This window comes from Paracoccus sp. (in: a-proteobacteria) (assembly GCF_030536915.1).
Lineage (GTDB): Bacteria > Pseudomonadota > Alphaproteobacteria > Rhodobacterales > Rhodobacteraceae > Paracoccus.
The window spans coordinates 21,887-44,203 of sequence record NZ_JAUNPC010000013.1 but is presented as its reverse complement, the minus strand read 5'-3'; the positions used below and the strand labels follow the sequence as shown (position 1 = coordinate 44,203).

At 69.1% G+C, this 22,317-nt stretch carries 19 protein-coding genes and 1 pseudogene; 14 read left to right on the top strand and 6 right to left on the bottom strand.

The window, feature by feature from the left end; translation table 11 throughout:
* Positions 1-55 precede the first annotated feature (55 nt).
* Positions 56-852 (bottom strand): annotated as a pseudogene (locus tag Q4F04_RS04130) (transposase); the annotation flags it as partial.
* A gap of 178 nt (positions 853-1,030) precedes the next feature.
* On the bottom strand, positions 1,031-1,450 hold the full coding sequence (locus Q4F04_RS04125) for an OsmC family peroxiredoxin (protein WP_303368563.1): 420 nt from the start codon (positions 1,448-1,450) through the stop codon (positions 1,031-1,033).
* Positions 1,451-1,558: 108 nt separating this feature from the next.
* On the opposite strand from Q4F04_RS04125, the gene Q4F04_RS04120 reads away from it, so the two are divergent.
* Positions 1,559-2,443 (top strand): DMT family transporter, encoded by an 885-nt coding sequence (locus Q4F04_RS04120; protein WP_303368558.1) that lies wholly within the window; start codon positions 1,559-1,561, stop codon positions 2,441-2,443.
* 3 nt (positions 2,444-2,446) lie between these two features.
* Here Q4F04_RS04120 and Q4F04_RS04115 read toward each other — a convergent pair whose 3' ends face one another.
* Positions 2,447-3,607, bottom strand: coding sequence for a deoxyguanosinetriphosphate triphosphohydrolase (locus Q4F04_RS04115; protein ID WP_303368562.1), 1,161 nt, complete (start codon positions 3,605-3,607; stop codon positions 2,447-2,449).
* A gap of 81 nt (positions 3,608-3,688) precedes the next feature.
* On the opposite strand from Q4F04_RS04115, the gene Q4F04_RS04110 reads away from it, so the two are divergent.
* Together Q4F04_RS04110 and Q4F04_RS04105 are read left to right on the top strand one after the other, a co-directional pair.
* Positions 3,689-4,012, top strand: a complete 324-nt coding sequence (locus tag Q4F04_RS04110) for an iron-sulfur cluster assembly accessory protein (protein ID WP_303368557.1) — start codon at positions 3,689-3,691, stop codon at positions 4,010-4,012.
* A 6-nt stretch (positions 4,013-4,018) separates the two neighbouring features.
* A complete protein-coding gene (locus Q4F04_RS04105; RefSeq protein WP_303368556.1) occupies positions 4,019-5,290 on the top strand; it encodes a hemolysin family protein in 1,272 nt (423 codons plus the stop codon).
* Between the two features lie 15 nt (positions 5,291-5,305).
* Here Q4F04_RS04105 and Q4F04_RS04100 read toward each other — a convergent pair whose 3' ends face one another.
* A complete protein-coding gene (locus Q4F04_RS04100; RefSeq protein ID WP_303368555.1) occupies positions 5,306-5,809 on the bottom strand; it encodes a DUF421 domain-containing protein in 504 nt (167 codons plus the stop codon).
* A gap of 105 nt (positions 5,810-5,914) precedes the next feature.
* On the opposite strand from Q4F04_RS04100, the gene xth reads away from it, so the two are divergent.
* From xth to glmM, 6 genes are all read left to right on the top strand, one after another.
* Positions 5,915-6,703 carry an exodeoxyribonuclease III gene (xth, locus tag Q4F04_RS04095; RefSeq protein WP_303368554.1) on the top strand — a complete coding sequence of 263 codons (789 nt, stop codon included), beginning with the start codon at positions 5,915-5,917 and terminating at the stop codon, positions 6,701-6,703.
* 55 nt (positions 6,704-6,758) lie between these two features.
* Complete coding sequence (locus Q4F04_RS04090) at positions 6,759-9,356, top strand: putative PEP-binding protein (protein WP_303368553.1); 2,598 nt, start codon at positions 6,759-6,761, stop codon at positions 9,354-9,356.
* A gap of 192 nt (positions 9,357-9,548) precedes the next feature.
* Positions 9,549-10,088: a cell wall hydrolase gene (locus Q4F04_RS04085; RefSeq protein ID WP_303368552.1), complete on the top strand. Its 540-nt coding sequence runs from the start codon at positions 9,549-9,551 to the stop codon at positions 10,086-10,088.
* Between the two features lie 67 nt (positions 10,089-10,155).
* Entirely contained in the window at positions 10,156-10,941 is a 786-nt protein-coding gene (locus tag Q4F04_RS04080; RefSeq protein WP_303368551.1) for a dihydroneopterin aldolase, read from the top strand.
* Between the two features lie 56 nt (positions 10,942-10,997).
* Positions 10,998-11,987, top strand: coding sequence for a dihydropteroate synthase (folP, locus tag Q4F04_RS04075; RefSeq protein ID WP_303368550.1), 990 nt, complete (start codon positions 10,998-11,000; stop codon positions 11,985-11,987).
* Positions 11,984-13,333 carry a phosphoglucosamine mutase gene (glmM, locus tag Q4F04_RS04070; RefSeq protein WP_303368549.1) on the top strand — a complete coding sequence of 450 codons (1,350 nt, stop codon included), beginning with the start codon at positions 11,984-11,986 and terminating at the stop codon, positions 13,331-13,333. The genes folP and glmM overlap by 4 nt, the downstream gene beginning before the upstream one ends.
* Before the next feature lie 90 nt (positions 13,334-13,423).
* Here the strand turns inward: glmM and Q4F04_RS04065 are convergent, their stop codons facing one another.
* Both Q4F04_RS04065 and dksA read right to left on the bottom strand, forming a co-directional pair.
* Positions 13,424-14,563 carry an FAD-dependent monooxygenase gene (locus tag Q4F04_RS04065; protein ID WP_303368548.1) on the bottom strand — a complete coding sequence of 380 codons (1,140 nt, stop codon included), beginning with the start codon at positions 14,561-14,563 and terminating at the stop codon, positions 13,424-13,426.
* 60 nt (positions 14,564-14,623) lie between these two features.
* On the bottom strand, positions 14,624-15,046 hold the full coding sequence (dksA, locus tag Q4F04_RS04060) for an RNA polymerase-binding protein DksA (RefSeq protein ID WP_182792187.1): 423 nt from the start codon (positions 15,044-15,046) through the stop codon (positions 14,624-14,626).
* A gap of 166 nt (positions 15,047-15,212) precedes the next feature.
* On the opposite strand from dksA, the gene Q4F04_RS04055 reads away from it, so the two are divergent.
* The 5 genes from Q4F04_RS04055 (at position 15,213) to Q4F04_RS04035 (ending at position 21,880) form a co-directional block, all read left to right on the top strand.
* Positions 15,213-16,052: a MoxR family ATPase gene (locus tag Q4F04_RS04055; RefSeq protein ID WP_303368547.1), complete on the top strand. Its 840-nt coding sequence runs from the start codon at positions 15,213-15,215 to the stop codon at positions 16,050-16,052.
* A gap of 31 nt (positions 16,053-16,083) precedes the next feature.
* Positions 16,084-17,232 (top strand): GNAT family N-acetyltransferase, encoded by a 1,149-nt coding sequence (locus tag Q4F04_RS04050; RefSeq protein WP_303368546.1) that lies wholly within the window; start codon positions 16,084-16,086, stop codon positions 17,230-17,232.
* Between the two features lie 92 nt (positions 17,233-17,324).
* On the top strand, positions 17,325-20,300 hold the full coding sequence (locus Q4F04_RS04045) for a calcium-binding protein (RefSeq protein ID WP_303368545.1): 2,976 nt from the start codon (positions 17,325-17,327) through the stop codon (positions 20,298-20,300).
* Between the two features lie 74 nt (positions 20,301-20,374).
* Positions 20,375-21,274 carry an acetylglutamate kinase gene (argB, locus tag Q4F04_RS04040; protein WP_303368561.1) on the top strand — a complete coding sequence of 300 codons (900 nt, stop codon included), beginning with the start codon at positions 20,375-20,377 and terminating at the stop codon, positions 21,272-21,274.
* Between the two features lie 87 nt (positions 21,275-21,361).
* Positions 21,362-21,880, top strand: coding sequence for a histidine phosphatase family protein (locus Q4F04_RS04035; protein ID WP_303368544.1), 519 nt, complete (start codon positions 21,362-21,364; stop codon positions 21,878-21,880).
* Positions 21,881-22,317 lie beyond the last annotated feature (437 nt).

Here is a 22,317-nt window from a genome sequence, read left to right as displayed (position 1 = left end):
CCTCGAAGCCCACGACCTAACAGCGCCCATCTGCGGCCCACACCGGATGGTTACCGTCGATGAGGAAGGCGCCGCGGATGACGTCGCCATTCCAGCAGGTGAACTCGAAGCCGTCCGAGCACCAGCGCAGGTTTGAGCGCATGACGATGACCTTGCCGTCGTGGACGTGTTCGGGGCGCTCGGAATATTTACGCGCCAGCAACAGGTTATGCGCCTTCATAATCCGGTAGACCCGTTTGTGGTTCACCGGCGCGGCGCCGTCGGATCGCAGCTGGCGGTTCAGGATTGCGGTGATCCGGCGGTAGCCATAGGTCGGCCGCGCGGCGACGAGGGCCATGATCTGCGGCACCAGGTTTGCGTCCTGTGTCTTATGATAGCCTCGTCGTGACCGGGTCCTGCCCTGCAGGCGGTCGATCAGGTTCGATCGGGCCACGCCCAGCGTCACTGCCACAGCCTTCACTGGAAATCGCCCTTCAATGGCGACCGCACGAGCAAGGTCGGTTTTTTTACCCGTGACTTATCCAAGGCCTTGCGCAGGATCTCCGCCTCAAGCGTCTTGCGCCCGAGCTGGCGCTCCAGCTCGCGGATGCGGCTTTCCATCTCGCGCACGACACGATTGCTGGTGACATCGTCGTCCTCAGTCACGGCAACGCTTCCCCCTTCGAGCATCAGGCGCCGCCAACGATACAACAGGTTCGGCGCCACGCCATTGCGCCGCGCGACGATCGAGATGCTGGCATGGTCCTCCAGCGTCTCCTCCACGATGCGCAGCTTCTCCGCAGCGCTCCAGCGGCGCCGGCGGCCGCCATCGGTGATGATCTCTACGTTAGCCATAAGCATGTGCTCAGGCATAAGCCTAAGCCTCCATGTTCAGGCCTGAGTGTCCGGTCGAAAGGGGGGCCAGTTCAATAGCAAAGCTTTGCTCATCCTACTTGCTTGGTGGAAGGTTGGACGACCACTTTGTCCCGCATAGCAGACGAACCAACTGCAAGCGGCGCGACTGGAGGCCGCGCCGCGGGGCGGAGGGCCGTCACCCCACCGTCAGGTCCATAGTCACCTCAGCATTCAGCACCTTGCTGACCGGACAGCCCGACTTGGCGGCCTCTGCGGCCTCACGGATCGCCGCCTCATCGCCTTGGCCCGAGACACGGGCCGTCAGGTGCGCCTTGGTGATGGTGAAGCCGTCGCCCTGCTTCTCGATCGTCACCGCGGAGGAGCTTTCGATCCGCGCCTCCTTCACCCCCGCTTTCTCAAGCTGCCCCGACAGCGCCATGCTGAAGCAGGCGGCGTGGGCGGCGCCGATCAGTTCCTCGGGGTTGGTGCCGGGTTGGCCCTCGAAGCGGGTGTTGAAGCCGTAGGCCAGCCCCGACAGCGCGCCGGATTCGGTCGAGACCTCGCCCTTGCCGTCCTTGATGCCGCCCTGCCAGCGGGCCGAGCCGGTTTTGGTGATCGCCATGTCGCCTCTCCTGAGTTGGTTCGCGGCCCCAACGCGGGGGACATTGCCGAGGTTCAATCCGCCCGCTAGCAGGGACGCAAACGGGCAGGGGACGGGCGACAGGTGCCGATACACGAGCTTGCGGCACTCGGGGCGGCGGCCTGCTGGGCGGTGACGGGGCTTCTGGCTGCAAGGCCGGTGGCCGAGGTGGGGCCCTTCGCCTTCAATCTCTACCGGCAGTGCCTTGTCACGCTGATGCTGGCCGCGTTGGTTCTGCTGTCCGGCGCATGGCGGGGCACCGATCCCGCGCTGCTGCCGGTGCTGGCGCTGTCGGGCTTCGTCGGCGTCTTCATGGGCGACACGGTGCTGTTCTTCGCGCTGCGCAGGCTGGGGCCGCGCCGCGCGGGGGCGCTGTTTGCCATGAACGCGCCGATGGCGGCGCTGCTGGGCTGGCTGGTCCTTGGCGAGACGCTGGCGCCGCAGGGGGTGGCCGGGGTGGTGCTGTGCGCAGCAGGCGTCGCGATCTGCGTGCTGGGACGGGCGCCGACGAACCATCTTGAGCGGGTGCATGGCCCCATCCGGCATGGCGTGGCGCTGGGCCTGCTTGCCGCGCTGGGGCAGGCCTCGGGCTCGCTGATCGCCCGGCCGGCGATGGCGGCGGGGCTGGACCCGATGGTGGCCTCGCTGGTGCGGGTGGTGGTGGCGGTTCTGTGCCTCGGCACGCTGACGCGGCTTCCGCTGGGTGCGGCGCGGCCTCTGGGGCGGCTGTCGGGCAGGGGGGCGGCGCAGATCATGGCCTCGGGGCTCTTGGCCATGGTTGTCGGCATGACGCTGCTGCTGTTCGCGCTGCAGGGCGGCAAGGTCGGGATCGTCTCGACCCTCTCGGCGCTGTCGCCGGTGCTGATCCTGCCGGTGCTGTGGATCGTCACGGGGGAACGCCCGCCTGCCGCAAGCTGGCTGGGCGCGCTGGTCGCCGTCACGGGAATGGCGCTGATCTTCCTGCGCTGAGGCTCAGCCCCGTCCACCCGTCAGCCGCCGCCATTCCGCGATGGCGAAGCGGTCCGTCATCCCGGCGATATAGTCCAGCACAACACGCGCGCAGGCGGTGCGGTCGTCCGCGCCCAGCGCCTCGGCCTGCCAGTCCCCGGGCATCAGGCGGGGGTCGTCCAGCATCATGGGGAAGATCGCGTTCAGGATGGCGGTGACGCGGGCCCGTTCCTCCATGACCGAAGGCGCGCGATACATCCGCTGGAACAGGAACTGCTTGACCGCCTTGAGGCTCTGGTAGACCGGCTTGGAAAAGCGGATGATGGGGCCGTCCATGGTGCGGATCGCCTCGACGCCTTGCGGCTGGGCGGCCTCGATCCGGCCTTGTGCCACGGCGATCACGTCCTCGACCATCACGCCGAAGACGCGGCGCAGGGCCTCGTGGCGGCGGCGCATGAGGGCGAGGCCGGGATGCAGGCGGTCCACCTCGGCAAAGGCCGGGCCGATCAACGGCAGTTCCATGAGGTCGGCTTCCGTGAACAGGCCGGATCGCAGCCCGTCATGCAGGTCGTGGTGGTTGTAGGCCACGTCATCGGCGACGGCGGCCACCTGCGCCTCGGCGCTGGCGTAGGTGGAGAGGCGCAGGTCCCAAGCGGCATTCACCTCGGCCAGCGCCCAGGGGTAGGGGCGGGCGACGGGGCCGTTGTGCTTGGCGATGCCTTCCAGCGTCTCCCATGTCAGGTTCAGCCCGTCGAAGCCTGCGTAGTGGCGTTCCAGCCGCGTGACGATCCGCAGCGCCTGCGCGTTGTGGTCGAAGCCGCCGTAGGGGGCCATCAGAGTGGCGAGCGCATCCTCTCCGGTATGGCCGAAGGGGGGGTGGCCCAGGTCATGGGCCAGCGCCACGGCTTCGGCTAGGTCCGTGTTCAGCCCCAGCGCGGCGGCGATGGTGCGGGCGACCTGCGCGACCTCGATCGTGTGGGTCAGGCGGGTTCGGTAATAGTCGCCGCGGTATTCGTCTCCGTCATGTTCCACGAAGACCTGGGTCTTGTGCTTGAGCCTGCGGAAGGCCGAGGAATGGATGATGCGGTCGCGGTCGCGCTGCCAGGGGCTGCGGAAGGTGGACAGTTCCTCGGGGTAAAGGCGGCCGCGGCTTTCTTCCGGCTGGCAGGCATAGGGTGCGGGCAGGACGGCGACCATCGGGCTTCCTTGCAGCAAGGCACCCGCGACCCTATAGTCTGGGAAACCTCAACGAAACAGGAACGCCCCATGAACCTGCCACCGATGGTCACGCCCCGCGCCTTCGCGCGGCTGGCAGAGATCAACGCAGGCGGACCGGGACCGGCGCTGCGGGTGGCCGTTCTGGGCGGCGGCTGCTCGGGCTTCCAGTACGACATCCGCATGGACGAACCGGCCTCGGACGACCTTGTGCTGGAAGGCGAGGGCCAGCGCGTGGTCGTCGATCCGGTCTCGCTGCCCTTCCTGGCCGGTGCCCGGATCGACTGGTCGGACGAGCTGATCGGCGCGCATTTCAAGATCGATAACCCGAACGCGAGTTCGTCCTGCGGCTGCGGCACGTCCTTTTCGATCTGACGCCCCATGTTTCTTGAAATTCTGTTGATCGTCGCCCTCACCATCGTGAACGGCCTGCTGTCCATGTCCGAACTGGCGGTGGTGTCCTCGCGTCCCGCCCGGCTCACCAGCATGGCCGAAAAGGGCGACAGCGGCGCGCAGGCGGCGTTGGACCTGCTGGAACAGCCGGGCAAGTTCCTGTCGGCCGTGCAGATCGGGATCACTCTTGTCGGCGTCCTGCTGGGCGCGGTGTCCGGGGCCACGCTGGGCGCCCGCGCGGGCGCGGCGCTGGTGTCGGCGGGCGTGCCCTACGGCGTTGCGCAATCGCTGGGCGTGTTCCTGGTCGTCGCCGCCATCACTGCGCTGTCGGTGATCATCGGCGAGCTTGTGCCCAAGCAGATCGCCATGGCGAACCCCGAACGCATCGCCGCCCGCGTCGCTCCCGCCATGCGGATGGTGGCGAAGATCGGGACGCCGCTGGTCTGGTTTCTGGATGCGGCGGCCCGGCTGGTGCTGCGCCTGATCGGCATCGGCAACAGTTCCGACCGCGCGATCACCGACGAGGAGGTCCGCATGACTATCGCCGAGGCGACGCAGGCGGGCGTCCTGATGGAAGGCGAACGCGGCATGATCGCAGGCGTCATGCGCGTCGCCGACCGATCCGCCGCCGCCATGATGACGCCGCGCCGCGACGTCGAGATGATCGACGTGAACGACCCGCCCGCGGTCGTGATGGAAAAGGCCCGCGCCGCCCGCTTCTCGCGCCTGCCGATAACTGAAGGCTCGGACGACGAGATTCTGGGCGTCGTGGCCCTGCGCGACCTGCTCGGGGTCGAAAGCCCCGACCTGCGGGCGCTGATGCGCGAGGCGCCGACGGTTCTGGATGCCGCCGACGCCCTGTCGGTGATCGAGGTGATGCGCGTCACCCCGTCGCGCATGGTGCTGGTCTATGACGAATACGGGCATTTCCAAGGCATCATCACCGCCATGGACCTGCTGGAGGCGATCACCGGCGACTTCGCCGATGCCGAGGGCGACGAGCCCGACATGGTGCGCCGCGCGGACGGGTCTTGGCTGGTATCCGGCGGCGAAAGCGCGGATGAATTCGCGGGCGAGACGGGCTTTCCCGCGCCTGACGGCGATTTCAACACCGTGGCGGGCATGGTGCTGGCGCTCATCAACCGCATCCCCCGCACCGGCGAGGTGTTCCAGCACGAGGGCTGGACCTTCGAGGTCGCCGACATGGACGCCATGCGGATCGACAAGCTGATCGTCACTCCGCCGATGGCGGTCGAGTAGCCGCGAGGCCGCCCGTCAGGCGCGGCTGCCGCCGTCCTCGGCCTCTCCTCCGCCCTCGCCGCCTTTCGTCACCACGCTGAGCCGTCCGTCGCCCTCGACATGGGCGCTGATGACCTGCGAGATGTCGCCCACGCCGTTCAGGCGCAGGTGGCCCATCAGTTCTTCGGGCGTGATCAGCTCCTTGCGCAGGTTGCGGGGGATCGTCTTGCCGTCCTTGATGATCTGCAGGGGCGAATGTTCGGCGACCCGCTCGAACCAGGGGAAGTGAAAGGACAGCCGGTTGGTCAGGTAGTTCAGCGCGATCAGCGTGAGGATCATCACCGTGCCATCCGCCAGCGAGGTGTAGTCGCCCAGCGAATGGGCCGCGGCCTCGGTGACCAGCAGCAGGAACACGAGGTCCATGGGCGCAAGCTCGCCCCCCGTCCGGCGGGGCAACAGCCGGAACAGGCCCATGAAGAGGATGAACAGGAACGCGCCACGCGCCATCAGTTCGAGGAGGGGGGTTTCAAGCTGGAACATGGCGCCGGCCTTCCAAGTCGTTGCGCCGGTTCAATCCCCGCCCCGGCCCGCCGGTTCCTGCGCGGCTTCTTGCCCAGGCCGGGCCGGGCGCATAGGGTCGCGCCCATGAGGATCGCCAGTTTCAACGTCAACGGGATCAAGGCGCGGCTGCACCAGCTTGTGGCCTGGCTGCCCGAGGCGCAGCCCGATGTCGTCGTGCTGCAGGAGATCAAGTCGGTGGACGAGGGCTTCCCGACTGATGCCATCGAGGACCTGGGCTGGCGGGTCTGGACCCACGGCCAGAAAAGCTGGAACGGCGTGGCTGTGCTGTCGCGCCTGCCCGTCGAGGAGGTCCGGCGCGGCCTGCCCGGCGACGAGACGGACGAACAGGCCCGCTGGATCGAGGCCGTGGTGATGGGCGACAATCACGCCGTCACCGTGGCGGGGCTGTATCTGCCGAACGGCAACCCCGTGCCGGGGCCGAAATACGACTACAAGCTGGCATGGATGGAACGGCTGCGCCTGCGCGCGGCGGAACTGTTGACGACGGAAACCCCGGTGGTGATGCTGGGCGACTATAACGTCATTCCGGAACCCCGCGATGCCGCCAGGCCCGAAGCCTGGCTGGACGACGCGCTGTTCCTGACCGAAACCCGCGCGGCCTACCGCCGGATCGTCAACCAGGGCTGGACCGACGCGATCCGCATCTCGGACCCCCATGCCACGCGCGGCCCCTTCACCTTCTGGGACTATCAGCGCCAGTCCTGGGAACGCGACAACGGCATCCGCATCGACCACCTGCTGCTGTCGCCGCAGGCCGCCGACCTGATGCAGGCGGCAGGCATCGACCGCGACCAGCGCGCGGGCGACAAGCCCAGCGACCATGTTCCCGTCTGGGTCGAGCTTTCCGCCTGAAGGCGCCGCGTTCTCTCTTGCCCGCCGGGCGACCCCGCGCTTAGGGTGCCGGGCCATGGACCAGCCCAGCGACACGACCATTGTCGAGATCACCCCTTCCGCGCGGGTCGAGACCGCCCTGCACGGATGGCGCGCCAAGTGCCTGCAACGGCTGATCCGCATGGATCTGCCGGTGCCGCGCAGCTTCGCCATTCCTGCCGCCGCCGTCCGCGCCATCGCCGCGGGCCGTCCGCTGCCCGGCGCCGATCTCGGGCGGCTGATCGGCTGCACCGGCGGGCTTCTGGGGGTGCGGCCCTCGGCGCTGGACCCGGAATGGGGCGGGCCGCGGTCGGTCCTGAACGTCGGCATGAACGCCGCCCGCCATGCCGAACTGACCGCCACGCTGGGGCCTGAGGCGGCGGATGCGCTGTATCGCGGCTTCGTGCAGGCCTATGCGATCCATGTCGCCCGGCTCGACCCCGACATGTTCAGCGATTCCGATGCCACGCTGGCCGACGCGCTGGACAACTACCAGGACGAGACCGACGAGGAGTTCCCGCAGGACCCCGAGCGCCAGCTTGTCGAGGTGCTGCGGTCCATGGCCCGGGCGTGGGAGGGGCCGACCGCCCGGCTGCTGCGGCAGGCAAAGGGCGCGCCACCGGACGCGCCGCTGGGGCTGGTGGTGCAGGACATGGCGCTGGCGCTGGGGCCGGGGGTCACCGGTTCGGGCACCATCCAGTTCATCGACAGCGTGACAGGCACGCCGCGCATCACAGGGCGCTTCCGTGGCCAGACCCAGGGCCGCGCCCAACGGCACGACGCCGAGTCGATCTACCTGACCCGCGACCCCCGAGGACCTTCGCTGGAAGACGCGGCGCCTGAGGTCTTTGCCGATCTTGTCCGCTTCGGCGTCGCCGCCCGCGAGCGTCTGCGCGAGGAGATGCAGATCGAGTTCGTCGTCGCCGACAGCCGGTTGTCGCTGATCGACGCGGTGCGGGTGCAGCGGTCCTCGCGCGCGGCGGTGCGGATCGCCGTCGGGCTGGCCCGCGACGGGATCATCCCGCCCGAACAGGCGCTGATGCGGGTCCAGCCGCGCGCCCTGACCGACCTTCTGCACCACCAGGTCGATCCCCGCGCGCCGCGCGATCTCATCACCCGCGGCATGGCCGCCAGCCCCGGCGCCGCGACCGGGCGCATCGTATTCACCGCCGCGGCCGCCCAGGCCGCCGCCGCGCGGGGCGAATCCTGCGTGCTGGTCCGGCGCGAGACTCTGCCCGAGGATATCCGGGGGATGCACGCCTCGGTCGCAGTGCTGACGGAACGCGGCGGCATGTCCAGCCATGCCGCCGTCATCGCGCGGGGGCTGGGGCTGCCCTGCATCGTCGGCGCATCCGGCATCCATATCGACGTGCGCGGACGGGTGATGCGCGTGGGCGAGCGCAGCTTCCGCGAAGGCGAGCAGATCACCGTGGACGGCACCTCGGGCGAGATCCTCGCGGGCGCCGCCGCCATGCTGGAACCGGCGCTGGACGACAGCTTCAACCAGTTGCTGGAATGGGCGGACGCGGCCCGCACGATGGGCGTGCGCGCCAATGCCGACACGCCGCAGGACGCGACCTGCGCCCGTCGCTTTGGCGCCCAAGGCATCGGCCTCTGCCGCACGGAACACATGTTCTTCGACGACGCCCGCCTGCCCGCCATGCGCGAGATGATCTTCGCCGACCGGGCCGAGGACCGCCGCCTCGCGCTGGACCGCCTGCTGCCGATGCAGCGGGGCGATTTCATCAACCTGTTCCGCATCATGGACGGCTATCCCGTCACCATCCGCCTGTTCGACCCGCCGCTGCACGAGTTCCTGCCCCATGACCGCGAAGGGATGCGCGAACTGGCCGAGTCGCTGGACCTGCCGCTGTCGGACGTGGTGCGCCGGGTCGAGGCGCTGACCGAATACAACCCCATGCTGGGGATGCGGGGCGTCCGCCTGGGGATCACCGTGCCGGAAATCTACGAGATGCAGGCCCGCGCCATCTTCGAGGCCGCCGTCGAGGTCGGCCGCGACGGCCACGGCGTCGTCCCCGAGATCATGATCCCGCTGGTCAGCGCCATGCGCGAGGTCGAGATGGTCCGCCACCGGATCGAGGGCATCGCCGCCGCCGTCCGCGCCGAAAGCCGCGCCGCGTTCACCTATCGCCTTGGCGTCATGGTGGAAACCCCACGCGCCGCGCTGCGGGCCGGCGACATCGCCGAGCATTGCGCCTTTCTGTCCTTCGGCACGAACGACCTGACGCAGATGACCTACGGCCTGTCGCGCGACGACGCCGCGCGCTTCATGGGCAGCTATGTCGCGCAAGGGGTCTATGCCGAGGACCCCTTCCATATCCTCGATCAGGACGGCGTGGGCGAGCTTGTCCTGATCGGCGCCCAGCGGGCGCGGGCGCACAAGGCGGGGATCACCGTCGCCATGTGCGGCGAACATGCCGGGAACCCCGAATCCATCGCCTTCTGCCAACGGGCAGGACTGGATTACGTCAGTTGCTCGCCCTTCCGAGTGCCGGTCGCGCGACTGGCCGCGGCGCAGGAGGCCATTCTCTGCCGGTTGGCCGACACGGCGCGCGATGATTCGGAACTGGAACTGCTTGCCGGTTCCGTCGAAGGTCGGACAGGGTTCCGCTGAACGCCGATTTCTGCCGAAGCGCGCCAACTCGCTCGGCGGGTTCTTGCCTGAATTGTCTGTTCTGGCCGTGGTTCCCCTCCTTACGGTTTCTTTGACTGGCGCAATCCGGCGCAAGCGTCGCATGTCCTCTTCCAGCAATCGCGATGGCGGGCCAAAGGCCCCGCGCGGCACGGAAACGACAGGACGACCTTGATGAGCAAGCTGTTGAAAAGGCTGGCGCAAGTTGCAGTGTGTTTTGCGCTTGCCCTGCCGACCCTTTCTGACGAGGCCTTCGCCCAGAATGCCCGCGGCGCGGCCGGCGGACCCGAGCGGGTGATCCAGGCCAAGGCGGGCGGCGCCTCAAAGGCCTCGCTGCAGTGCCTGACCGAGGCGCTTTACCACGAGGCGCGCGGCGAATCGGTGAAAGGCCAGCGGGCGGTGGCCGAGGTCATCCTGAACCGCGTCGACCACCCGGCCTTCCCGAGCTCGGTCTGCGGGGTCATCAACCAGCCCAAGCAGTTCAGCTACAAGGGCAAGGTCGGCCGGATGCGCGACCGCGCGGCGGCCCAGCGCGCCCAGCGGATCGCGACCGAGGCCCTGGCCGGCGCGCCCCGCAGCCTGACCGGCGGCGCAACCTATTTCCACACCACCTATGTCAAGCCGTCCTGGGCCAAGCGCTTCACCCGGACGACCAGGATCGGCGCCCATATCTTCTATCGCCGCGCCGACGGGCAGCGGGTCGCCTCGAACTGACGGGATTTTCGCTGCGGATGGCTGGCCTCGCCCTTGCGGCGGGGCCTTGTTCGTTCCAACAGGGGCCATGAGCATCCCCGACCGCATCCACCTGCGCGACCACGTCGTTTCAGCCGAGATCGGCGCCTTCCAGAGCGAACGCGGCCAGACCCAGCGCCTGCGCTTCGGGATCGAGGTCGCCCTGGCGCAGCCGGTCACGGGCGCGGGCGACCGGGTGGACGCGATCCTCAGCTATGACGTGCTGGTGGCGGCGGTGGCCGATGGGCTGGCCGACCGCCGCTATGACCTGCTGGAGACGCTTGCCGAACGGATGGCGGCGCAGGTGTTGACGCATCCTCAGGCCGCCGAGGTGACCGTCACGATCGAAAAGCTCGACCGGGTGCCCGGTGCGCTGGGCGTGACGCTGACCCGGCGCACGGGGCAGGTCGAGGTTCGGGCCGAGGCCGCGCGCCCGGCCCTGCTGTTCATGGGACGTCCCGCGGCGCTGCCCGCGGGCCCCTTGGTGGTCGTGCCGGCAGCCCCCGGCCTGCCGCTGCCGCAGGGCGGTGATGCCCGGCGGATCGCCCTGCTGGCGCTGGATCAGGCCGCCTGGGCGCTGGCGGGCGAACTGGGGATCGACGTCGCGGACAGCCGGACCGAGATCGACTGGGCCGCGGCGAACGGGCTTGCGGTCGTCTGGGCGCCGGCGCGGATGGCCGCGGACGAGGCGGTCGGCGCCGAACCCGAGGCGCTCACCCTGTGGCTCGCCGCCCGGCTGCAGGCGGCGCGCATCGACTGGGCGTTGCCCGAGGGTGTGGCGCTGCCGGATGCTGCGGCGGGTTTCCCCATCCCCTCGACCCGGCTGGGCGGCTGAGCCTTGCAGGACGCCTGCACCCGCGGCATCTAGCAGACAGGAACCCTCGTCAGACCATGGCCGCTACCGAATATTTCCGCCCCATCCCCGACCTCGGACCCGGCCGCTGGCGGCTTGCGGGGGGGTGGGTGCAGTTCTCGTCCTTCGAACTGCTGACCCGCGGCGCGGCGCCCCGGATCGTCACGCAAGCACCGCCCGAGGTCATCGCGGCCTTGACCGCCCCGCGCCCGCCCGTGCTGGGCCTTGCGGTGGACGCGCCGCGCATCATGGGCATCGTCAACGTGACCCCCGACAGCTTTTCGGACGGCGGTCGCTGGAATGCGGATGGCGGCATCGCCCATGGTCGCGGACTGGCGGCCGAGGGCGCGCATATCCTCGACATCGGCGGCGAATCGACCCGGCCCGGATCGCAGGCGGTCCCCGTGCCCGACGAGATCGCCCGCATCCTTCCGGCGGTGCGGGCGCTGTCGGGCGAGACCGCAGTCTCGCTGGACACGCGCAAGGCCGCGGTGGCGCGCGAGGGCGTGATGGCGGGCGCGGGCATGGTGAACGACGTCTCGGGCCTCGACTTCGACCCCGGCATGGCGGCGGTGGTGGCGGAAACGGGGGCCGCCCTCTGCCTGATGCACGCGCAGGGCGTCCCCGAGACGATGCAGGACGATCCACGCTATGACAATGTGCTGCTGGACGTCCATGACGCGCTGGCTTTGCGGATCGCACGGGCCGAGGCCGCGGGGATTTCCCGCGACCGGATCGTGATCGACCCCGGCATCGGCTTCGGCAAGACGCAGGACCATAACCTTGCCATCCTGCGCCGGATATCGCTTTACCATGGGCTTGGGGTGCCGGTGCTGCTGGGGGCCTCGCGCAAGCGGTTCGTCGGCGCGGTCGGCGGCGGCAAAGAGGCTGCGGCCCGCGACCCCGGCAGCCTTGCCGTGACGCTGGCGGCGGTGCAGCAGGGCATCCAGATCCACCGGGTCCATGACGTGGCCGGGACCAGACAAGGGCTTGCCCTGTGGCAGGCGATAACGAGGGCAGAGGCATGAGCAGAAAGCTTTTCGGCACCGACGGGGTGCGGGGGCGCGCGAACAGCCATCCGATGACGGCCGAGATGGCGCTGCGGCTGGGCGCGGCGGCGGGGCGCTATTTCCGCAGCGAGAACGGCAGCAACGGGCACCGGGTTGTGATCGGCAAGGACACCCGGCTGTCGGGCTACATGCTGGAAAACGCGCTGACGGCGGGTCTGACCAGCACGGGCATGAACGTGCTGCTGCTGGGTCCGGTCCCGACGCCCGCGGTGGGCTATCTCACGCGGTCGATGCGGGCCGACCTGGGGATCATGATCTCGGCCAGCCACAACCCGGCCGAGGACAACGGCATCAAGTTCTTCGGCCCCGACGGCTTCAAGCTGTCCGACGAGGCCGAGGCCGAGATCGAGGCGATCCTTTCGGCCGAGATTCCGCTGGCCGCGCCCGCAAAGATCGGCCGTGCCAAGCGGATCGAGGACGGGCGCGGGCGCTATGTCGAATATGCCAAGACGACATTCCCGCAGGGCCAGCGGCTGGACGGGCTGAAGGTCGTGATCGACTGCGCCAACGGCGCGGCCTATCGCGCCGCCCCCGAGGTGCTGTGGGAACTGGGCGCCGAGGTGATCCCGCTGGGGGTGGACCCGGACGGCTTCAACATCAACGCGGGCGTGGGTTCGACCCACCCCGAGGCCGCGGCGGCGGCGGTCTTGGAACATGGCGCGCATCTGGGCATCAGCCTTGATGGCGACGCCGACCGGGTGATGATCATCGACGAAACCGGGGCCGTGGCCGATGGCGACCAGATCATGGCGCTGCTGGCCGGCCGCTGGGCCGACGCGGGCCGGCTGCGCGGGGGGGCGCTGGTCGCCACGGTGATGTCGAACCTCGGGTTGGAGCGCTTCCTGACGGGCCGCGGGTTGCGGCTGGAACGCACCGCCGTGGGCGACCGCTATGTGGTGGAACGGATGCGGGGCGAAGGCTTCAACCTCGGCGGCGAGCAGTCGGGCCATATCGTGATGACGGACTATGCCACGACCGGCGACGGGCTGATCGCGGGCCTGCAGTTCCTTGCGGCGCTGTCCGACAGCGGCAGGCCGGCCAGCGATCTGGTGCGCCAGTTCGACCCCGTGCCGCAGATGCTGAAGAACGTGCGCTACAAGGCCGGGGCCGATCCCCTGTCGGCCGAGGCGGTCCGTGCCGAGATCGCCGGCGCCGAGGCGCGGCTGGCGCAGTCGGGCCGCGTCCTGATCCGCAAGTCCGGCACCGAGCCGCTGATCCGCGTCATGGCCGAGGCCGAGGACGAGGCCGTGCTGCGCGAGGTCGTGGATGGCATCGTCGCGGCGGTCGAGAAGGCGGCGGCCTGAGCTGAGATGCCGGACCGGGGGGCTTCGCGCCCCCATCGTCGTAGACGACGATCCCCCGCGGGATATTTGAACGAAGAAGAATCTCGCCCGTTACCCCAAGGCGGCGGGGTCGTGGTCATAGACCCAGGCGAAGCGCTCGAACACCGCTCCTGGTGCAAGGCGGTTGGCGAGCCGCAGCGCCGTGTGACCTGCAAGGCGCTTCGGCCCGGACAGGTGATAGTTCCGGGCATTCGCCGTAGCTGCCGCAACGATTCGGGCGCAGCGGCCACGGCGCAGCGCCTGATAGCGGGCCAGGGCGCGGGGCTGGTCTCGGTCCGCATCGAGGCAGGCGGCCAGCACCCAGGCATCCTCGATCGCCATGCAGGCGCCTTGGGCGAGGAAGGGCAGGGTGGGATGCGCGGCGTCCCCCAGGATCGCGCGGCTGTCGTCGTGCCAGCGGGGCGCGACCTCGTGCCGGAACAGTCCCCAGAGGCCGGTTTCCGTGACCTGCGCCAGCCAGCCCGGAACCGGGCCGCCGAAGCCAGCAAAGGCAAGGCGCAGGTTCCGGGGATCATCCGTCTGCGACCAGCCTTCGCCGATCCAGTCGGAGCGTTCGACCACGGCCACGATGTTGCGCAGGCCGAAGCCCAGCGAATAGCTGACCAGATGCCGTCGCGGCCCCATGAAGACCTGCGACACCGGGCGGGCGTCGTCTTCCGCGGGGATGATCGCGCGCCACGCGGTCTGGCCGGTGAAGAAGGGTGTCTCGGACCCATTCAGCGCCACCCGGACACGGCTGTGAAGCCCGTCGGCGCCGATCAGCAGGGGCGCGTCGGGCAGCGCCGCGACGGGGGAATCGAGACGGATCTCGACGCCCGCGGCCCGCGCCGCATCCTCCAGCACCTGCAGCAGCCGGGCGCGGTGGACGGCGCGGAAGCTCGCCTGCGGGCGAGCGCTGGTGAAGTCCATCTGCAGGACCAGAGCGCCCCGATCGTCGCGCAGTTCGACCCCGTTCGAGGGGGTGGAGACGGCGTGGAAGGCATCCCGCAGCCCCATCGCGTCCAGCAAGCGGCCGGCGTTGGGGCTGACCTGGATGCCGGCGCCGACCTCGCGATATGCGCCGGCGCGTTCATGGACAATGACGCGGGCACCTCTCTGCGCCAAGGCCAGCGCGGCGGTCAGCCCGCCGATGCCGCCGCCGATGATGACTGCTTCTCGTCCTTGCAGCGCCCCGCGACCCTGATCCGCCATGCTCGGCCTCCCTGTTCCGGCCGGAAGCCGTAAGGCAAAGGCGACGGACAGGCGATGCGGTCAGTCGTCCCGGTGGACTCGCTCGCGCCGCTCGTGCTTTTCCTGCGCCTCCAGCGTCATGGTGGCGATGGGGCGGGCGTCCAGGCGGCGCAGGCTGATCGGCTCGCCCGTCATCTCGCAGTATCCGAACTCGCCCGTCTCGATCCGGCGCAGGGCGGCGTCGATCTTGCTGACCAGCTTGCGCTGGCGGTCGCGGGTCCGAAGCTCGATCGCGCGATCGGTTTCCTCGGAAGCGCGGTCGGCGATGTCGGGGACATTGCGGCCGCTGTCCTTCATCCCTTCCAGCGTTTCGGCGGATTGGTCCAGAAGCTCCTGCTTCCAGGCGAGCAGCTTGCGGCGGAAATATTCAAGCTGGCGTTCATTCATGAAGGGCTCGTCCTCGGCGGGACGATATTCTTCGGGAAGGAAAGTCTGGCGCTTCATGGCTCCTCCGAGGGCGGGCCCGAGGGCGGTGCCCGTTCCTTTGGCGCCCCCTTAAAGGATGAGGCGCGGGAAGGAAATAGTCGCGTGACGCCGGGGTAAAACTTGCCCGTGAGCGGCACGCGGCCTAGTGTCCGCTGGTTCGCCCGCCTGCCAGAAGGACCGATCCATGCAGTTCCGTTCGACCGAAAGCTACGTCGCGCCCCCCGACCTGGCGCTGGCGGTGAATGCCGCCGTGACGCTGGAACGCCCGCTGCTGGTCAAGGGCGAGCCGGGGACCGGCAAGACCGAGCTTGCGCGGCAGGTGGCGGCATCCCTTGGCCTGCCGATCATTGAATGGAACGTGAAGTCCACCACCAAGGCGCAGCAGGGGCTATACGAATACGACGCCGTCAGCCGGTTGCGCGACAGCCAATTGGGCGACGAGCGGGTGCATGACGTGGGCAACTATATCCGCCGCGGCAAGCTGTGGCAGGCCTTCGAGGCCGAGGGCAAGGTCGTCCTGCTGATTGACGAGATCGACAAGGCCGACATCGAGTTCCCGAACGACCTGCTGCAGGAACTCGACCGGATGGAGTTCCACGTCTACGAGACCGGCGAGACGATCGTGGCGCGGCACCGGCCCGTGGTCATCATCACCTCGAACAATGAGAAAGAGCTGCCCGACGCCTTCCTGCGCCGCTGCTTCTTCCACTACATCCGCTTTCCCGATGCCGACACCATGAAGCAGATCGTCGGCGTCCATTATCCGGGGCTGAAGCAGCGCCTGCTGGACGAGGCGCTGACCCAGTTCTTCGAATTGCGCGAAGCGCCGGGGCTGAAGAAGAAGCCCTCGACCAGCGAGTTCCTCGATTGGCTCAAGCTGATCCTGGCCGAGGACCTCAGGCCCGAGGACCTCAAGCGCGCCCCGAACGAGATGCTGCCCAAGCTGCATGGCGCGCTGCTGAAGAACGAGCAGGACGTGGCCCTGTTCGAGCGGCTGGCCTTCATGGCGCGCCGGCAGCGTTGAAACCCGCAGGCCCAGGCTTATCTTTCCCGCCATGGCCGAACTGACCGTTTCCATCCTGCACGGCGTGGACGCGCTGGACGCCGCCGCATGGGACGCCTGCGGTGCGGGCGGCGATCCCTTCACGACGCATCGCTTCCTGCTGGCGCTGGAGCAGTCGAAGTCGGTCGGCAAGGGGACGGGCTGGCACCCCTCGCATCTGGTGGCGCGGATCGGGGACAGGGTCGTGGGCGTGGCGCCGCTTTACCTCAAGACCCACAGCCAGGGCGAATACATCTTCGACCACGCCTGGGCGGATGCCTGGCAGCGCGCGGGCGGGCAGTATTACCCCAAGCTGCAATGCGCCGTGCCCTTCACCCCCGCCACCGGGCCGCGCCTGATCGCGGATGATCCGCAGGTGCAGGCAGGCTTGCTGGCGGCGATGGCGCAGGTGGCGGGCAGGGCCGACCTGTCCTCGGCTCATGTCACCTTCTGCACCGAGGCCGAATGCGCCTTGGGCGAGGCACAGGGCTGGCTGGGCCGCACCACGACGCAATATCACTGGCTGAACGACGGCTACGGCAGCTACGAGGATTTCCTTGGCGCGCTCTCCAGCCGCAAGCGCAAGGCGCTGCGCAAGGAACGCGAGCGCGCCAATGCCTTCGGCGGCCGCATCCTCGCGCTGACCGGCGACGAGTTGCGGCCGGAACATTGGGACGCCATGTGGACCTTCTATCAGGACACCGGAGGGCGGAAGTGGGGGCGACCCTACCTGACCCGCGCCTTCTTCGACCTGCTGCACCAGACGATGCGGGACGACTGCCTGCTGTTCCTGGCGGAACGTGACGGCCGCCCGGTCGCGGGCGCGCTGAACCTGATCGGGCGTGACGCGCTTTACGGCCGCTACTGGGGCTGCACCGAGGACCACCCCTTCCTGCATTTCGAACTGTGCTATCACCGGGCCATCGACTGGGCCATCGAACATGGGCTTTCCCGCGTCGAGGCGGGCGCGCAGGGCGAACACAAGCTCGCCCGCGGCTACATGCCCGCCGAGACCCATTCGATCCACTGGGTCGCCGACGCGGGCTTTCGCCGGGCGCTTGCCGGATATCTCGCGCAAGAGGCCGAGGCGGTTGGCGACGACATGGCCGAAACCGCCGCCTTCGGGCCCTACCGGCGAGGCGATGGTTCAAATGCCACCTAAAGCCTCGGGCCGGAGCGGCCAGATTCTTACCGATTGTTAAGGGCTGGAACCCACCCTGACGCCTGCGATCATCGCAAGCGGCGGCAGGGCGGATGGCCAGATTTCGGTATGTCACCACGGTAACCCAGGGCTTTGTGCGAAGCCTGACCGACCTGACCCTGGGGGGAGTGGGCCAGCGCATGGTGCTGGTCGGCACGACCCATGCGGGCGGGGGCGTCTCGATCTGGGACGTGGCGGCGGCGGACAAGCCGGCGCGCGTCATCGCCTCGTATGACTACCAGCGCCGGCTTTCCCATCTGGCCGAGCCGCAGGCGATCCTGCTCGACCGTCCCGGCGGCGTGTCGCTGCTGATGGGGGGCTTGCGCGGCGGTGCGGATGCAGTCAGCCGGATCGGGGCGGATGGCAGGCGCGGCGCCCGCGACAGCGGAATCGAGGGGGCGGCGCTGCCCTCGGACCTGCTGCATGCGGGCAGCTTCACGCTGGCCGGCGGGCAGGCGGTGATATACGCCGCCCGTCACGACCAGCCGGTCTTCAGCCTGTGGCGCCAGCGCCCCGACGGGCGGATCGAGCAGGCGGGCACCTCGGCCATCCCGCCCAGGCTGCCCGCCGACGCCCAGATCGACGCGCTGGTGCCGCTGAGGCTAGGGGGGGTGGACCTGCTTGTCGCCGTCTCGACGCGCGGCAACTTCGTCTCGTCCCATGTCGTGCAGCCCGACGGCAGACTGGCGCCGGGCGAGTTCCTCGGCACCACCCGCGGCACCGGCTTCAACGGCCCGCGCGACATCGTGGCGCTTGAGGTCGACGGGCGGCATTATCTGGTCGTCAGTTCCGCCTACAGTTCCTCACTGACCACCCTGCGGATCGTCGCCGGGGGCGGGCTGGTCCCGGTCGATCACGTCATCGATGAACGCACCACCCGCTTCCAGAAAGCCACCGTGATGGAGGCGGTGACGATCAACGGCCGCGCCTTTGTCGTGGTGGGGGGCGCGGATGATGGCTTGAGCCTCTTCACCCTGACTCCCGACGGGCGGCTGATCCACCTGGATACCATCGCCGACGATGCGCGCTCGGCGCTGAGCGATGTCTCGGCACTGGCAGTGCGGGTGATCGGCGGCAGGATCGTCGTCTTCGCGGGGTCAGAGGTGGAAACCGGCGTCAGCCAGTTCGTCATCGATCCCGGCCGGATCGGCCAGACCCGCCAAGCCGGGAACGGCGCCCACAGGGGCACGGACGCGAACGACCTGATCCAGGGCGGGATGAGCACCACGCGGATCGAGGGCGGCGCGGGCGACGACATCCTGATCGCCGGGCCCCGCACCATCGACCTTTACGGCGGGGCCGGGGCGGACCTGTTCATCCCGCTGGCGATCGCCGGACGCATTACCATCCGCGACTTCCAGCCGGGCATCGACCGGATCGACATGTCGATGCTGGGCATGATCCGCTCGGTCGCGCAGCTCAAGCTCATCCCGCAGAGCTGGGGGGTCAGGGTCCGCTTCGGCGACACCACGCTCGAGGTCCGCACCCAGAACGGCCGCCCGCTGAGCGCGGGCGATTTCGACAACGGAATGTTTCCCGTCGCCCATTACCAGCCGCCCGACGTGCGTTCGACCGTCCTCGGCACGGCCAAGGGGGATCTGCTCAGGGCGGGGCGCGGCGGCTCGCTGGTCTACGGCTATGGCGGCAACGACACGATCCTTGGCAGCGATCTCGAGGATTTCCTACAGGGCGGCATGGGCAACGACAGCATCGTCGCCCAGGGCGGCGAGGACACCGTCTGGGGGGGCGCGGGCAATGATTCGATCCGTGCGGGGGGCGGCAACGATCTCGTGCTGGCCGGGGATGGCGACGACAGCGTGGCCGGAGAGGACGGCGACGACCTGATCGGCGGTGAAACCGGCAACGACCGCATCCAGGGCGGCGCCGGGAACGACCGGCTGAACGGCGGCGCGGGCAACGATCACCTGTCCGGGGGCGATGGCAACGACCGCATCTTCGGCATGGCCGGCAACGACACCCTGCTGGGGGATGCGGGCGACGACCTGCTGCTGGACGTGAGCGGCGACAACCTGCTGAGCGACCTGCTGGGCAACAACATGATGTTCGCCGGCGGGGGCAACGACCGGATGCAGGCCGGGCCGGGGAACGACACCCTGCGGCCCGGCGCCGGCAATGATTCCGTGACCGGGGGGGGCGGGCGCGACAACGTCAACGCCGGTCCGGGGGACGACACCGTTCTGGGCGAGGATGGCGACGACCTGCTGCTGGGCGCGGCAGGACGCGACCTGATCCACGGCGGCAACGGCAATGACACGATCTTCGGGGGCGACCATGACGACCGGCTGTTCGGCGACGACGGCAATGACTTCCTGATCGGCGAAGGCGGCAACGACAGCATGACCGGCGGTCGCGGCAACGACACCCTGCGGGGGAACGGCGGTCACGACAGCATGCGTGGCGGCGATGGTGCGGACCGCCTGATCGGAGGAATGGGCAACGACAGCCTTTACGGCGAGGCGGGCAACGACCTGATGCTGGGCGAAGCCGGCGCCGATCTCATGCTGGGGGGCGAGGGGAACGATACCATCGACGGCAGTTGGGACGACGACCAGATTTCCGGCGACGGCGGCGACGATCTGCTGCTGGGGGGGCATGGCGCCGACCGGCTGGCGGGGGGGCAGGGCAACGACACGCTGAAGGGCGGCGCCGGCAACGATGTCCTGACCGGCGGCGATGGCGCGGATGTCCTGCAGGGGGGCGACGGGCTTGACCTCATGACCGGAGGGGCGGGGGCCGACGTGTTCATCTTCGATCCCGTGGATTCGCGGCCGGGGACCGAGGACGTGATCGCCGATTTCTCGCCGGGCGTGGACCGGATCGACCTTTCGGCCCTCAGGGTCGCCCCGGTCGGCAGCGCGCCCTTCAGCCGCGGCGACAAGGAACTGCGCTGGTTCATCCATGCCGACACCGTCCGCATCGAGGCCGACACGGATGGCGACGGCAGCGCCGATTTCGCCCTTGTCCTGCAGGGGGCGCTTGCCATCGGCGACACGGACTTCATCCTGTAGGCGCTCTGGACCTCGGGCGCGGCTTTGCCTAGCCTCTGCCGCACCCACGAGGACAGCGCATGAGACTGCAGAGCATGGACCGAGACTTCGTCACCACCGCCCGCACCCTGTCCGAGGCGCTGCCCTACATGCAGCGTTACGCGGGCGCCGTGGTCGTCGTGAAGTTCGGCGGCAACGCGATGGGCGACGATGCCGCCATGGCCGAGTTCGCCAAGGACATCGTGCTGATGAAGCAGGTGGGCATCCACCCGGTCGTGGTTCATGGCGGTGGTCCGATGATCAACGACCTGCTGAACCGGCTGGGCATCGAAAGCCGCTTTGTCCGCGGCAAGCGCGTCACCACGCCCGAAGCCGTGCAGGTGGTCGAGATGGTGCTGTCCGGCCTTGTCAACAAGCGCATCGTGCAGGCGATCAACGACGCGGGCGGGCGTGCCATCGGGATTTCCGGCAAGGACGACGACCTGATGGTCTGCGAGGCCGACGATCCCGAACTGGGCTTCGTCGGGCGGCCGATCGAGATGAACGTGCAGATCATCCGCGACCTTTACCTTGCCGGGCTGATCCCGGTGATCGCGCCGGTGGCGACCGGCATGGCCGACAACGAGACCTTCAACGTCAACGGCGACACCGCCGCAGGCGCCATCGCCGGCGCGCTCAAGGCCGACCGGCTGCTGCTGCTGACGGATGTGGCGGGGGTCAAGGACGGCTCGGGGCAGGTCCTGACCCAGATCCACCCCGACCAGGTGCGGACGATGATCGCTGACGGCACCATTGCCGGCGGCATGATCCCCAAGACCGAAACGGCTCTGGCCGCGCTGGACGAGGGCGTGCGCGCCGTCGTGATCCTGGACGGGCGGGTGCCCCATGCGGCGCTGCTGGAACTGTTCACCGAACAGGGGGCGGGCAGCCTGATCCGGTCCACCGAACCTCGCGTCAAGCCGCATGGGTTGCGGCAGGGCGGCAGCGGCCTGTGACCTTGCCCTTGGCAATGAGAGCCGCTTGCGGCTAGCGGGCGCGGGTGGCAGTCTGATTCCCGATCAGACCCGAGGGAAAGGATCAGGATGACACCGCTGGGACATTGCCGCCTGATCCTGACGCGCCACGCCAAGTCCGACTGGGACGACCCGACGCTGCCCGACCACGACCGCCCGCTGAACGCGCGCGGCCGCCGCTCGGCCCGCGCGCTGGGCGACTGGCTGGCCAGCCGTGGTCATGACCCCGAGGAGGTGCTGTGCTCCTCGTCGCGGCGGACGCGCGAGACCTGGGACTGCGTGGCGCAGGCCGTGTTCGAGACCCGGCCCGAGCTGCGGATCGAGCCCGCCCTTTACCACGCCGCGCCCGAGTTGATGCTGCGGGTCCTGAAGACCGCGACGGCGCCCACGGTGATGATGATCGGGCACAACCCCGGCATCGCCGCCTTTGCCGCGATGCTGCCCGCCCGTCCGCCGATGGACCCGCAGTTCCGCAGCTATCCGACGGCAGCCACGCTGGTGGTCGATTTCCAGTCCGACAACTGGGCCGGAATCGAGCCGGGGCAGGGCAGCGTCCGCGATTTCGTCCGGCTCGACGGGCGGGATTGAGGGACCTTCAGGGCACAGGCCACGGGCGTTCCGCATCGCTTGGGGATTCCGTGGCCTTTGCGAGCCGCAGGGCTGGTTTTCATCCTGCACGTCTGGTCACGGTGGGCCTGTCAGCGAGGCTTGCGCTTGCATGAGGCCCCCGGCTGCGCTTGAGGGGGGGGGGAAGGCTGCATCGGCGGCTGAATTTTCTTCAGGCGCCGCAGGGAAGCCGAGAATCTTCCGGCCCCGTATGCAAACTGCGACTCCGCGCAGCGGGCATGAAACCGCCTGGCGGCACTTGAGCGGCGCGGCGGTCTGACGGCAAAGGCGCTGGCCGAGTGCCCTCTTTCGCCTCTTTTCCGAAAGCGGCCTTGCAATGGAAGCGGATGGCCACCGGCCCGGGTTCCAGCACGGGTCCGCTGCTGCGTGTTCCCCGGCGTCATGTGGCCCGGGAACCG